This is a genomic window from Sphingomonas sp. DC4900, from assembly GCF_049896485.1.
Taxonomy (GTDB): Bacteria; Pseudomonadota; Alphaproteobacteria; order Sphingomonadales; family Sphingomonadaceae; genus Sphingomonas; species Sphingomonas aquatilis.
Genome location: NZ_JAFCUK010000007.1, coordinates 89937 through 104003, shown reverse-complemented (window position 1 = coordinate 104003; position 14067 = coordinate 89937). Strand labels below are relative to the sequence as shown.

General features: G+C 68.7%; 12 protein-coding genes. 9 read left to right on the top strand and 3 right to left on the bottom strand.

Features of this window, described 5'->3' with window-relative positions; genetic code table 11:
• Positions 1-145: 145 nt before the first annotated feature.
• On the bottom strand, positions 146-1663 hold the full coding sequence (locus ACP690_RS10105; protein ID WP_426261013.1) for an acyl-CoA synthetase: 1518 nt from the start codon (positions 1661-1663) through the stop codon (positions 146-148).
• A gap of 178 nt (positions 1664-1841) precedes the next feature.
• Here ACP690_RS10105 and ACP690_RS10100 point away from each other — a divergent pair, with 178 nt between their 5' ends.
• From ACP690_RS10100 to ACP690_RS10060, 9 genes are all read left to right on the top strand, one after another.
• Positions 1842-2966, top strand: a complete 1125-nt coding sequence (locus ACP690_RS10100; protein WP_426261074.1) for an acyl-CoA dehydrogenase family protein — start codon at positions 1842-1844, stop codon at positions 2964-2966.
• Positions 2967-3006: 40 nt separating this feature from the next.
• Entirely contained in the window at positions 3007-3768 is a 762-nt protein-coding gene (locus ACP690_RS10095) for an SDR family NAD(P)-dependent oxidoreductase (RefSeq protein ID WP_426261014.1), read from the top strand.
• Positions 3765-4949, top strand: a complete 1185-nt coding sequence (locus ACP690_RS10090; protein ID WP_426261015.1) for an acyl-CoA dehydrogenase family protein — start codon at positions 3765-3767, stop codon at positions 4947-4949. The genes ACP690_RS10095 and ACP690_RS10090 overlap by 4 nt, the downstream gene beginning before the upstream one ends.
• 94 nt (positions 4950-5043) lie before the next feature.
• Positions 5044-6114, top strand: a complete 1071-nt coding sequence (locus ACP690_RS10085; RefSeq protein WP_426261016.1) for a phosphotransferase — start codon at positions 5044-5046, stop codon at positions 6112-6114.
• Positions 6111-6893, top strand: coding sequence for an enoyl-CoA hydratase/isomerase family protein (locus ACP690_RS10080; protein WP_426261017.1), 783 nt, complete (start codon positions 6111-6113; stop codon positions 6891-6893). Before ACP690_RS10085 ends, ACP690_RS10080 begins: the two co-directional genes overlap by 4 nt.
• A gap of 2 nt (positions 6894-6895) precedes the next feature.
• Positions 6896-8056, top strand: a complete 1161-nt coding sequence (locus ACP690_RS10075; RefSeq protein ID WP_241892311.1) for an acetyl-CoA C-acetyltransferase — start codon at positions 6896-6898, stop codon at positions 8054-8056.
• Entirely contained in the window at positions 8056-9054 is a 999-nt protein-coding gene (locus ACP690_RS10070; protein ID WP_426261018.1) for an NAD(P)H-dependent flavin oxidoreductase, read from the top strand. The genes ACP690_RS10075 and ACP690_RS10070 overlap by 1 nt, the downstream gene beginning before the upstream one ends.
• Positions 9051-9365 carry a 2Fe-2S iron-sulfur cluster-binding protein gene (locus tag ACP690_RS10065; RefSeq protein ID WP_426261019.1) on the top strand — a complete coding sequence of 105 codons (315 nt, stop codon included), beginning with the start codon at positions 9051-9053 and terminating at the stop codon, positions 9363-9365. Before ACP690_RS10070 ends, ACP690_RS10065 begins: the two co-directional genes overlap by 4 nt.
• A gap of 2 nt (positions 9366-9367) precedes the next feature.
• Positions 9368-10447 (top strand): CaiB/BaiF CoA transferase family protein, encoded by a 1080-nt coding sequence (locus ACP690_RS10060; RefSeq protein WP_426261020.1) that lies wholly within the window; start codon positions 9368-9370, stop codon positions 10445-10447.
• A 351-nt stretch (positions 10448-10798) separates the two neighbouring features.
• On the opposite strand, the gene ACP690_RS10055 is transcribed toward ACP690_RS10060, so the two are convergent.
• Together ACP690_RS10055 and rtcA are read right to left on the bottom strand one after the other, a co-directional pair.
• Positions 10799-12757, bottom strand: coding sequence for an AAA family ATPase (locus ACP690_RS10055; RefSeq protein ID WP_426261021.1), 1959 nt, complete (start codon positions 12755-12757; stop codon positions 10799-10801).
• A 255-nt stretch (positions 12758-13012) separates the two neighbouring features.
• Positions 13013-14026 (bottom strand): RNA 3'-terminal phosphate cyclase, encoded by a 1014-nt coding sequence (rtcA, locus tag ACP690_RS10050; RefSeq protein ID WP_308814329.1) that lies wholly within the window; start codon positions 14024-14026, stop codon positions 13013-13015.
• Positions 14027-14067 lie beyond the last annotated feature (41 nt).

Below are 14067 nucleotides of genomic sequence, written 5' to 3'. Positions count from 1 at the left end.
CGGTGGCGCGATCGGCGGCGGCGGCGGTCGCGCCGTCGATGCCGGGCGCCGGGCGGTGCAGAGCGTCGACGGCGCAGTGATCGGCTGCGCCACACCGATGGCCCGACGGCGCCGACGACGCTGACGACCGCCCGACGCCGCGTGGTTAGCGGCAATAGTGTTCGCGCAGCACGCGCTTCAGCAACTTGCCCGTCGGCTCGCGCGGCAGCTCGGCCTGGAACACCACGCGCTTGGGCGTCTTGACCCCGCCCAGCTCGCGCCGGGCGAAGCTACGCAGCTCCTCCGCCAGCGCATCGTCCGCCCGCACGGTCGCGGCCGGCTGCACGATCGCGAGCACGCTCTCCCCCATCTCGTCGCACGGCACGCCGATCACCGCGACGTCGGCGACGGCCGGATGCGTCACCAGCAGATTCTCGATTTCCTGCGGATAGACATTCACCCCGCCCGAAATGATCATGAAGCTCTTGCGGTCGGACAGGAACAGATAGCCGTCCGCATCGACATGCCCGATGTCGCCCAGCGTCGCCCAGCCGGCAGCATTGTGCGCCTCCGCCGTCTTCACCGGATCGTTGAGATATTCGAATTGCGGCCCGTCGCCGAAGAAGACGTTGCCCGTTTCCCCCGGCGGCAGCTCGACGCCCGCATCGTCGACGATATGGATATTGCCCAGCACCGCACGCCCGACCGACCCCGGTTTGCGCAGCCATTCCTCGCTCGACAAGGCGGTGATCCCGCAGCTTTCGGTGCCCGAATAATATTCGTGGACGATCGGCCCCAGCCATTCGATCATCGCGCGCTTGACCGGCACGGGGCATGGCGCCGCCGCATGCACCACGGCGCGCAACGACGATAAGTCATAGCGGCGGCGCACCGCCTCGGGCAGCTTTAGCATGCGCACGAAATGCGTCGGCACGAACGTCGCCTGCGTCACCCGATACCGCTCGATCAGGCGCAGCGCCTCCTCGGCATCGAACCGCTCCATGACGATCACGGTCCCGCCCAGCTGCTGCACCGCCATCGCCCAGCGCAGCGGCGCGGCGTGATAGAGTGGTGACGTCGACAGATAGATGCTGTCCGCACCCATGCCGTACAGGCCGCTGCCCATCCGCGTCAGCGGCGTGTCCGCGCCGATCGGCCCGATCGGCAGCGCGCCCTTCACCCCCTTCGGTCGACCAGTGGTTCCGGAGGAATAGAGCAGGTCGGTCCCTGCGCTTTCGTCCGGGATCGGGGTGGTCGGCCGCGCCGCCACCGCCGCGGACCAGTCCGCGAGCCCGTCGCACGCGCCCGTCCAGCAATAGGCCGGCACATCCGGCGCCTCTGCCAGAGCCGCCCGTGCCAGCTCGGCATAAGCGGGCGAGACGACCAGCAGCTTCGCCCCGCAATCGCGCAGGATATAGGCGATGTCGCGCGCGCTCAGCTTGTTCGAGATCGCGGTCTGGTACAGCCCGGACCGCTGCGCCGCCCAGCCGAACACGAACACCTCGGGGGCATTGGCGAACACGGTCGCGACGACATCGCCGCGGGTCAGGCCCAACGCCCGCAACTGCCACGCGCTGGCATTGGACTGCGCATCCAGCGCGGCGAAGCTGATCTGCTCGCCCGACGTCGCCAACACGATCGCGGCCTTCTGCGGATGACGGACGGCATGATCTGCCGGATGCATCGCACCTCTCCCTTATCGTTATGACCGGGTCGAACCACAGCGCAGCCTCGCCCGGCAATCGCAGCGCAAGAAATGTGAAAAGCGGCGCGAGTGCCGGGCAAAGCCCAAACGCCTCGCGTCCGCTATCCCGGCAGGCACGGCGACCCGACAACCGGGCGCTACGGGAGAGGCAGACGTGATCCTGACCGACGACCAGATCGCCATCCGCGACATGGTACGTGCCTTCGCGCAAGAGCGTCTTCGCCCGGCAAGCGCCGGTTTCGAAGCGGCGGGCGGCTATCCGCCCGACCTGTTCCGGCAGCTTGGCGACCTTGGCCTGATGGGCATGACCGCGCCTGCCGACGTCGGCGGGGCCGGCACCGATTACGTCTCGTACGCGCTCGCCCTGATCGAGCTCGCTGCAGCTGACGGCGCGCTGTCGACGATCGTGTCGATCCAGAATTCGATCATGGTTTCGGGCCTGCTCAAGGACGGCAGCGCGGCACAACAGGCACGCTGGCTGCCGCGACTGGTATCCGGCGACGCGATCGGCGCCTTCGCGTTGACCGAGAGCGATGCGGGATCGGATGCCGCGGCGATCCGCACCACCGCGACGCGCATCGATGGCGGATGGCGGTTGAACGGCGCCAAGCAATTCATCACGTCGGGCAGGATCGCCGGGGTTGCGATGGTGATCGCCGTCACCGATCCCGCGGCGGGGCGCAAGGGGATGTCCGCCTTCCTCGTCCCCACCGACACGCCCGGCTATGTCGTCGACAAGGTCGAACACAAGCTCGGCCAGGCCGCCTCCGACACATTCGCGCTGCGGTTCGTCGACTGCGACGTACCCGCCGATGCGCTGCTGGGCGAAGAGGGCCGCGGCTATGCCATCGCGCTCGCCAATCTGGAGGCGGGACGGATCGGCATCGCCGCCCAGTCGGTCGGCATGGCGCAGGCCGCGCTCGACATCGCCGTCGCTTATGCGCGTGACCGTCGCAGCTTCGGCAAGTCGATCATCGATCATCAGGCGGTCGGCTTCCGCCTCGCCGACCTCGCCACGCAATTGGAAGCGGCGCGACAGCTCGTGCTGCACGCCGCCGCACTGAAGGACGCGGGCGAGCCGGCGCTGACCGCCGCATCGATGGCGAAGCTGTTCGCGTCGGAGGCGGCCGAACGGATCGTATCCGGCGCGATCCAGACGCTCGGCGGCTACGGCTATCTCGAGGAGTTCGGCCTCGCCCGCATCTATCGCGACGTCCGCGTCTGCCAAATCTATGAAGGCACGTCGGACATTCAGCGCATGGTGATCGCCCGCGCGCTGTGACGGCGCCCTCCCACACCCACCAATTCGGAGAGACGACAGGATGAACATCGATGGCATTGCGGCGATCGTGACGGGCGGGGCCTCCGGCCTCGGCGGCGGCACCGCCAAACGGCTTGCGGCTCAGGGCGCCAAGGTCACGATCTTCGATCTCAACGCCGATCTCGGCACGGCGCTCGCGCAGGAGATCGGCGGGCATTTCGTGCGCGTCGATGTTACCGACGAACAGGCGGTCGCCGATGCCATCGGGGAAGCGGAGGGCCTCAACGGCAAGGCGCGCATCCTGGTGAATTGCGCCGGCATCGGCCCGCCTGCGAAGGTGATCGACCGCGACGGCAACGCGCTGCCACTCGCGTCCTTCTCAAAAATCGTGACGATCAATCTGATCGGCACATTCAACGTGATGTCGAAATTCGCCGCGGCCCTCCACACCGCGGCGCCGATCGGCGAGGAGCGCGGCGTCGTCATCAACACCGCCTCCGTCGCCGCCTATGACGGTCAGATCGGGCAGGCTGCCTATGCCGCATCCAAGGGCGGCGTGGTCGGCATGACGCTGCCGATCGCGCGGGAACTGGCGCGCTATGGCATCCGCGTGATGACGATCGCGCCCGGCATCTTCTGGACGCCGCTGCTCGCGACGCTGCCGCAGGAGGCGCAGGACAGCCTGGGCGCGCAGGTGCCCTTCCCCAGCCGCCTCGGCCAGCCCGACGAATATGCGCAGCTGGTCGAATCGATCGTGACCAACCCGATGCTCAACGGCGAAACGATCCGCCTCGACGGCGCGATCCGGATGGCGCCGCGATGACCGCGCCCACCGAGCGGGCGCGTACGATCGGCGCGGCGGTGGAGGCCTTCGTCCGCGATGTCGTCGCGCCCTACGAAAGCGACCCGCGCCGTGACGCGCACGGGCCCAGCGACGCACTGGTCGACGAATTGCGCGGCAAGGCGCGCGCGGCGGGCGTGCTCACCCCGCACATCCTGCCCGATGGCACCCATCTGACGCAGCGCGAAACCGCCTATGTCCTGCGCCAGTCCGGCCTGTCCCCGCTCGGCCCGATCGCGGTCAACACCGCCGCGCCGGACGAGGGCAACATGTACCTGCTCGGCAAGGTCGGCAGCGACGATCAGAAGCGCCGCTTCCTCGATCCGCTGGTGCGCGGCGACGCGCGCTCGGCGTTCTTCATGACCGAACCCGCGGCAGACGGCGGCGCCGGCTCGGATCCGTCGATGATGCAGACCACGGCAACGCTCGACGGCAATCACTGGGTGGTCAACGGTCGCAAGGCGTTCATCACCGGTGCCGAGGGCGCGAAGGTCGGGATCGTCATGGCGAAGTCCGACGCCACCGACGGGACCGGGGGCGCCTGCATGTTTCTGGTCGATCTGCCCGATCCGGCGATCACCATCGAGCGCGTGCTCGATACGATCGACAGTTCGATGCCCGGTGGCCATGCCGTGGTGCGGATCGACAATCTGCGCATCCCGGCCGACCAGATGCTGGGGCACAGCGGCGAAGGGTTCAAATACGCCCAGATCCGCCTCGCCCCTGCCCGGCTGTCGCACTGCATGCGCTGGCTGGGCGCATGCGTCCGCGCGCATGAGATCGCGACCGACTACGCCAATCGCCGCCATGCCTTCGGCAAGGTGCTGATCGATCACGAAGGCGTCGGCTTCATGCTCGCCGAAAACCTCATCGATCTGAAACAGGCCGAATTGATGATCGACTGGTGCGCCGACACGCTGGACGGCGGTGCCAACGGCGGTCCGGAAAGCTCGATGACCAAGGTCGCCGTGTCCGAAGCGCTGATGCGCGTCGCCGACCGCTGCGTGCAGGTGATGGGCGGCACCGGCGTCACCGGCGATACGATCGTCGAACAGGTGTTCCGCGAAATCCGTGCCTTCCGCATCTATGACGGCCCGACCGAAGTCCACAAATGGAGCCTCGCCAAGAAGATCAAGCGCGACTGGAAGGCGGCGCAGGCATGACGCCCCGCTATATCCGGATCGCGTGCTCGGGCCGGCTCACGATCGCCGCGCCTGACGCCCTCGCCGCCGAGCGCGCGTCCGTCTGGACGGCGCTATGACCGAAGCGCTCAGCCAGACCGCCAACGCGGGCACCACCGCCGTCCGGGACGCGCACCGGTTCGACGAGACCGCGCTTGCCCGCTGGATGGCCGATCATGTCGATGGCTTTTCCGGGCCGCTGACCGTGGACCAGTTCAAGGGCGGGCAGTCCAACCCCACCTATCGCCTGACCACGCCCGGCGCCGCTTACGTCCTGCGCCGCAAACCGCCGGGGCCGCTGTTGAAGGGCGCGCACGATGTGTTGCGCGAGGCGCGCGTGCTCACCGCGCTGGGGAATACCGACGTGCCGGTCGCGCCGGTCCACGGCATCTGCGCCGACGACGGCGTCATCGGCACGCCGTTCTTCGTAATGGGGCTGGTCGAGGGACGGGTCGTCTGGGACGCGACCTTCCCAGACGTGCCGCGGGAAGAGCGTGCCGCCTATTTCGACGCGATGAACGCAACGCTCGCGGCCCTGCATGGCGTCGATTACGCCGCCGTCGGCCTCGGCGATTACGGGCGGCCCGGCAATTACTTCGCGCGGCAGATCGCGCGCTGGTCGAAACAATATCAGGACGATGCCGATGCCGGCCGCGATTCGGACATGGACGCCCTGGTCGCGTGGCTGCCAGACAACATCCCCGCGGATGACGAGACGCGGATCGTCCACGGCGACTTCCGCTGCGACAACATGATCTTCCACCCCACCGAACCGCGCATCCTCGCGGTCCTCGACTGGGAGCTTTCCACACTCGGCCATCCGCTCGCCGATTTCGCCTATCATGCGATGATGTACCGGATGCCGCCCGACATCGTCGCCGGGCTGGCCGGCGCGGACATTGCCGCGCTCGGTATCCCCAGCGAGCGGGAGTACATCGCCGCCTACTGCGCGCGCACGGGCCGCACCGCCATTCCCGATTACGATTTTTACGTCGCCTTCAACATCTTCCGCCTCGCTGCGATCTTCCACGGCATCAAGGGCCGGGTGATCCGCGGCACCGCCGCTTCCGCCTACGCCCGCGAGCGCGCCGCGGCCTTCCCCCGCCTCGCCCGTCTGGCCCGCGAGGCCATGGAGAGCTGCCGATGAGCACCGTCCTGCTGCGCCGCGATGGCGGCATCGCCCATCTGACGCTGAACCGGCCCGACGCCGGCAATGCGATCGACCCGACGCTGGCCGCAGACCTCGCCAGTGCCGCGACCGACGTCGCCGCAGATCCTGCCGTCCGCTGCGTCCTGCTCACCGGCGCCGGCCGGCTGTTCTGCGCGGGCGGCGATGTCGGCGGCATGGCGGCGGCGGGCGAGGATGCGCCGCGCTTCCTGCGCGACCTGGCCGATACGCTGCACGGCGCGGTCGTGACGATGGCGACGATGGCCAGGCCGCTGGTCGTCGCGGTCAACGGCCCCGCCGCCGGCGCCGGCCTCAGCCTCGCCTTGTTGGGGGATGTCGTGATCGCGTCGCGCTCGGCGCATTTCACCGCAGCCTATACCGGCATCGGCCTCAGCCCCGACGGCGGGATGAGCTGGCTGCTGCCCCGCCTCATCGGCCTGCGGCGCGCCCAGGCGATGATCCTGACCAACGCGCGCGTCGGCGCAGACGAGGCGGAGCGCATCGGCCTCGTCACCCGCACCGTCGACGACGCCGATCTAGCGGACGAGGCGCTCCGCACCGCGCAGGCGCTGGTCGCCGCCCCGACCGCAGCGATCGGGGCCGCGCGCCACCTGCTGCTCGAGGGCACGACCGCCACGTTGCGCGATCACCTCGACGCAGAGGCCGCGACCATCGCCGCCGCCGGCGCGCATCCCGAATCCCGCGAAGGCGTCGCCGCCTTCCTCGCCCGCCGCAAGCCCATTTTCCCAGGAGCCTGATCATGGCCGATGCCTATATCGTCAATGCGGTCCGCCTGCCCGGAGGCCGTCGCAACGGCCGGTTGTCGACCGTCCACCCGGCCGACCTCGCGGCCAGCGTCCTCGACGCGCTCGTCGATTCCGCCGGCATCGATCCTGCTGCGATCGAGGACGTCATCATGGGCTGCGTCACCCAGGCGGGCGAACAATCCTTCGCCTTCGGCCGCAACGCCGTCTTCGCCTCGAAACTGCCTGACAGCGTGCCGGCGGTGACGATCGACCGCCAGTGCGGCTCGTCGCAACAGGCGATCCAGTTCGCCGCGCAAGCGGTCATGTCGGGCACGCAGGACGTCGTCATCGCGGCCGGCGCCGAAAGCATGAGCCGCGTGCCGATGTTCTCCAACATGTCGCTCCACAAGAAGGAAGGCATCGGGATCGGCCCGGTCAGCGAGAGCATCGCCGCGCGCTTTGGCGTCGCCGAATTCAGCCAGTTCGACGGCGCGGAAGCGATCGCCCGCAAATATGGCTTCGATCGCGAGACGCTCGACCGCTACGCACTGGAAAGCCATCGCCGTGCCGCCGCCGCCACGCAGGCAGGCGCGTTCAACGCGGAGATCGTGCCGATCATGGTCGACGACGAACCGCATTGGCGCGACGAGGGCATTCGCATGGACGCCACGCTCGAAGCGATCGCCTCGGTGAAGCCGCTGCGCGACGGCGGCGTCATCACGGCCGCGAATGCCAGCCAGATCTGCGACGGCGCCAGCGCGGTGCTGGTCGTCAACGAACGCGCCCTGAAAGCGCACGGCCTGACGCCGATCGCCCGCATCGTCGACCTGACCGTCACCGCGGGCGATCCCGTCATCATGCTCGAAGAACCCCTGTTCGCGACCGACAAGGCGCTGCGCAAGGCCGGCCTCTCGATCGACGATATCGATCTGTACGAAGTGAACGAGGCGTTCGCGCCGGTGCCGCTCGCCTGGGCGAAGCATGTCGGTGCTGATCCTGCCAAGCTCAACGTCAACGGCGGCGCGATCGCGCTCGGCCACCCGCTCGGCGCGAGCGGGACGAAGCTGATGACGACGCTGATCCACGCCCTGCGCGCGCGCGGCAAGCGCTATGGCCTCCAGACCATGTGCGAAGGCGGCGGCATCGCCAACGTCACCATCGTCGAGGCGCTCTGATGGCGCTGCGCACACGCATCACCGACCTGCTCGGTATCGAACATCCGATCGTGCAGGGCGGCATGATGTGGGTCGGCCGCGCCGAACTGGCCGCGGCGGTGTCCAACGCCGGCGGCCTCGGCATCCTCACCGCCCTCACCCAGCCGACGCCCGACGATCTGCGCCGCGAGATCGAACGCTGCCGGTCGATGACCAACAAGCCGTTCGGGGTGAACCTCACCATCCTGCCCTCGGTATCGCCGCCGCCCTATGCCGACTATCGCCGCGCGATCATCGACATGGGTGTCACCATCGTCGAAACTGCCGGCCATCGCCCGCAGGAGCATGTCGAGCATTTCAAGGCGCACGACATCACCGTCATCCACAAATGCACCGCCGTCCGCCACGCGCTGTCCGCCGAGCGGATGGGCGTCGATGCCATTTCGATCGACGGCTTCGAATGCGCCGGCCATCCCGGGGAGGACGACATTCCCGGCCTCGTCCTGATCCCCGCCGCCGCCGACAAAGTGCGCGTGCCGATGCTGGCGAGCGGCGGTTTCGGGGATGGCCGTGGCCTCGCCGCCGCGCTCGCGCTCGGTGCCGACGGCATCAACATGGGTACACGCTTCTGCGCGACGGTCGAGGCGCCGATCCACGACGCGGTGAAGCAGCTCATCGTCGCCAACGACGAGCGCGCGACCAACCTGATCTTCCGCCGCTTCCACAACACCGGCCGCGTCGCCAAGACCAGCGTGTCCGATCGCGTCGTCGATCTGTCGAACCGTCCCGAAACGACGTTCGAAGACATCCGCCCGCTCGTATCCGGTGCGAAGGGGCGGATCGCGCTCGAAACCGGCGACCTCGACGCGGGTCTGATCTGGGCGGGGCAAATCCAGGGCCTCATCCACGACATTCCGACCTGCCGCGACCTAATCGCGCGCATCGTACGCGACGCCGAACGGATCATCACGTCGCGGCTGACGCACTGCATCGTCGCGCCGCACGAGATGGCGGCATGACCGCGATCACCGTCATTCTGCGCGACGACACCATACGCCAGGTCGAAGCCACGGCGGGCATGAGCGTCATGGAGGCGATCCGCGACGCCGGCATCGACGAGCTTCTCGCGATGTGCGGCGGATGCTGTTCCTGCGCCACCTGCCATGTCTATGTCGAAGACGGCGACGGCACCCTGCCACCGCTCAGCCCGGATGAGGACGATCTGCTCGACAGCAGCGATCATCGCCGCGCGCACTCGCGCCTCTCCTGCCAGCTGATCCTGACGGACGCCGACGCCGCCCTGCACGTCCGCATCGCCCCGGAGGATTAGCCATGGCCGAAGCATCCGGGCCGCTCGTCGGCCTTCGCGTGGTGGAGTTCGTCAGCATCGGCCCCGGCCCGCATTGCGCGATGCTGCTCTCCGATCAGGGCGCGGACGTCGTGCGGATCGATCGCCCCGGCGGCAACGGCTGGCCCAACCCGATCATGGATCGCGGCCGTACGGTCATGACGCTCGACATCCGCAGCGACGAAGGGCGCGATCAGGCGATCGCCCTCTGCGACACGGCCGATGTGCTGATCGAAGGCTTCCGCCCCGGCGTCATGGAGCGCCTCGGCCTCGGGCCCGACGTCCTGTGCGGGCGCAACGACCGGCTCGTCTACGGTCGGATGACGGGGTGGGGACAGGATGGCCCGCTCGCCCAAACCGCCGGCCATGACATCAATTACATCGCCATGACGGGCGCACTCGCCGCGATGGGCCATGCCGGCGAACGGTCGCCCCCGCCGCTCAATCTCGTCGGCGACTTCGGCGGCGGCTCGATGTTCCTCGCCTTCGGCATCATGGCCGCCCTATGGGAGCGCGAACGCTCCGGCCGCGGGCAGGTCGTCGACGCCGCGATCGTCGACGGCGTCAGCAATCTCATGACCATGTTCACCGGCCTGACGCCATCGGGACGCATCTCGCTGCACCGCGATCGAAACCCCCTTGCCGGCGCCGCCCCCTATTACCGCACCTACATGTGTGCCGACGGCCGCCAGATCGCCGTCGGCGCGATCGAGCCGCAGTTCTGGGCGCAGTTGCTTACGACGCTGGGCATCGCCTGCGACCGCCCATCGGACCTGCAGCGCGAGGCGGCATGGCCCGAAACCACACGGCTGCTCGAAGCCGCCTTCGCCAGCCAGCCCCGCGCGCACTGGACGGCGCTGTTCCGCGGCACCGACGCCTGCGTCTATCCCGTCCTCACCACGCAAGAGGCGCTCCACGACCCCCATCTCCAGGCACGCGGCACGTTCGTCGATCAGCATGGCATCCCCCACACCGCGCCGGCCCCCCGCTTCTCCCGAACGCCAGGCGCGATACAGGACGGGCGAACCGCCGACCCCACCAAGACGCCATGGAGCACCGCCTGATGCGGGCGTGAGAGGATGTCTCCCCGCCCGCAGTCGGCCGAGGCGGGATACCAGGCCGCATGGCCGAACATCGGCTCACCCCGCTTACCGACGGGACACGAACAGGCTGAACTCTAGCGTGAGCTACCCAGGCGGAACGACAACGGTCAGCCCTTGGCCGAAGGCAGCTCGAACCGTTTTGCCACAGAGCAGAATGCCGCACAGGCCTTTTCTTCAGGCAAGCGTCCGATCGCCTGAACGGCTGAACCCTGACGCCGAAGCGGGTTAATTAGGATGGCCACCTACCCGTCGCGTGAAAAGGCACCGCGCGGGTCGACGCGCGGCCGCCAGCGACGGCCACGCGTAAGCCCGTCAAAAGCCCAGCCTGACCGACATGCCGGGCCGCGCTACCACCTCGGCCCTCAATCGCGTTACGAGGTCCGCCGCATCGGCGGCGGGCCAAAACCGCAACTGTCGTGCGACGACCGCGAAGTCGCCGGGTGTCAGTCCTTCCACGGCGCGCAGGCAGGCCGGGGCGGGCTCTCCGAAAAAGCGCTGGAAGGCCGCGGCAGCCCGTTCGGCCCCGAGCGGTTTCAGCCGCAACTTGAAGACGAACCGCCGCAATGTCGCCGGGTCCAGCCCCGCCTCATGGTTCGTCGCCGCGACCACCGGCAGCGGATGCAGGTCGAGCCACGTCAGCAGTTCATTGACCTGTCCCACTTCCCAACTGGTTCGCGCCGTACTGCGGTCGAACAGCAGCGAGTCCGCCTCATCGAACAAGAGCACGGCCTCGCGCCGCCGCGCCTCGGCAAAGGCATCAGCGATTTGCGCCTCGGTCTCGCCGACCCATTTGGACAGCAGGTCGGATGCACGCTTGACCAACAGCGGCCGATCGAGCGCCCGTGCCAGATGGTGCGCGAAGGCGGTCTTGCCGGTGCCCGGGGGGCCCGTCAGTAGCAGCGACACGTCGCTTGCCCCGCCATCCGCCATCGCCGCGAATAGGCGATCGATCGGCCGATCGGTTTCAAACAGGTCGAGGTCGAATGCCGCCGGGCCGGGCGGCGGCAGCGTGCCACCCCGCAGTGCCCGGACCAGCGCTTCGGCCGCGACGATGCCGCCATTCGTCTCGCCCGCCAGCTTGCCCGCACGCGCGGCCATGCGCAGAACGGTCGCCGCTTCCGGCGCGGCGTCGAGCAGGGTGGAAAAGCCCGGACCGGGCGTCACCTGCTCCTCCTTCGCCACCCGGTCGAGCATCGCCGCTGCCGCCGCCCGCGACGGCAGATCGAGCCGCAGCACGAAGCTCATCCGCCGCAGGATCGCCGCATCGACATTGCCGATCGCGTTGGTCGTCCAGATCACCGGCACCGGGTTGGCCTCCAGCAGTCGGTTGACGAAGACCTTGCTGCCCTCGCGCCGACTGAACCAGTCGCCGCCCGCAGACGGGCTGGCATCGCCGATCAAATCCTCCATTTCGTCGAACAGCAGCACCGCAGACCCCCGCCCACCGAGCAGACGTTGTGCCAAGGCCAGCGCCGCGACGCGGTCCCAACGGCGGGGTTCCTCGCCATCTTCGTCCGCCTCACCCACACCGTGCAACACCGCGCCTGCCGCCGCCGCCAGCGTACGCGCGAGTTCGGTCTTGCCCGTGCCGGGCGGGCCGTAGATCAGGATGTTGACCCCCGCCGCCGCCTCGCCCAGCGCACCGCGAAGCAGGCGGACGAGGAAGTCGATCGGTTCGACATGCGCATAGGCGTCGAGCCCCAGCGTGGCCGCCTGCCGCCGACCGACCAGCGTATCGAGCATCGCCTCTTCGCTCGCCGGAGCCCGGTCGAGCAGACGTTGCAAGGTCCAGCGGATCTCGACATCCGCCTCACCCTCACGGGTTGCCGTGAAGCAGGCCAAGCCCAGCCGCGTGACCGCACCCCGCCGCGCCGCGCGGTCCGCGTCCTCCGCACCCGCCCCGGCCATCTCGCCGAGGAGTTGCGGCAGGTCATGCCCGTGACGGCTGAGCAATCGCGCCAAGGCACCGACGCGCGGCAGTCGGTCGCATGCGACCATCAGGCGCAGCAGCGCCGCATCGAGCGGCGACAATCCCAGCAACCGCGCCAGCGTACCCGCGAGTTCGAGCGCCTCCGCCCGCACCGGTTCCCCACGCGCAGCAGCCAGACCGGCGAGTAAGCCCTCCCAGTTCCATTCGCCTTCTACGTCGGGCAGCAGCCAGGGCCGATGCGGCTCCGCCCATTCCAGCAGCGCTTTGGCGAGCGGTGCCGTGGCCGGCAGCGCGCCCGCCGTCCGGAGCATCAAGCCCCGGACGATAATCAATTCGTCCATATCGTATCCACGCGTCTCTCAGGCCGACGGCGCAAGGGCGCGCGTCGACATCATTCCTGTCGAATGGGTGAGGTGCGGCGGGGGCGGATGCCGGCCCGCCGCCAACGTCGTGGGACGTTTACGCGAAAGGCCGGAGACCGCCGACCCGTGCACCGCAATAGGCGGCAAGGTCGAACACAGCATGTCTCCGTATGGCCCGCCGGTTGGTACGGGCTGGCAGGGTTGATAGCAGAAAGTCGTTACGCTCGCAATCCGTCAGGCGATCGTCACGGCATGCGCCCCTCCCGCCTGCTGCTCGAACCGGGTACGCCGCCCGGTGAAGCGCTCGATCACCGCCGCTGCCGTGCGGGCATGCTCGCTCGGCTTGACGGTCGTGAACACGCCGCCGCCCCCCAGAGCCATCGGCAACAGCAACTGGTCGGCGAGATACGGCCCGGCAAAGGCGTCACACGCCAGATAGCCGCGCATCCGCCCGACCGCCGTCTTCGCGACCCGCTCCGCCGTCACGCCCAATTGCGCGAAACCACTGACAATCTCGGTGACATGTTCGAACTTCGCCTCCAGTAGCAGGATGTTGCCCGGCCCCTGATCGACCGGCAATTCCCGCATGAAGCATTCGCGCTCCGACCAGCCGAACGCCTTGCGGACAACGGCGATCTCGCGCTCGGCAATCGACATGGGCAACCCGGCGAACAAGGCGCAGGCCGACACGCCGAACGCCTCGCCCCGCGCCATGCACTCGACCGGCCGGAGCGGGCCGGGGGCGATATCCACCTCGATCCGCCCACCGCCACGCGGATAGAAACCATGCCGGACCAGCCGCGCCTCGACCTGCCCGCCCATCCGCCGGACGATCGGCAGGAAGCAGCGCTCGATGAACTCGAACGGCGGGGCCAGCATGTTGTGGGTCCCGCCCTCCAGCACCAGCCGCGACGGGGCGTCGGCGAGCAGCAGCGGCATTAGCACCGTCTGCAACACCAGCCCCGTCGATCCCGCCGTTCCGACCGAAAAGCGATAATCGCCAGCCTTTACCCGGCCGGGACGGAAGGTCAGGTCGGACGCCCCGACGACCAGCCCCTCGCACGTCGCGCTGCCGATCGCGCAGGCCGCCTCGATCGCGGTGACATGCTGACGCATCAGTCCCGGCTTCGATCGCTTGGCGCGGACGTTGGTGATGCGGACCGGCTCGCCGGTAACAAGCGACAGCGCGCACGCATTGCGTACAACCTGTCCCCCGCCCTCTCCTTCCGCTCCATCAATCTCGATCATGATATTCACTCTGACCAATGGTGTGCGTCGTTCACGGCCGC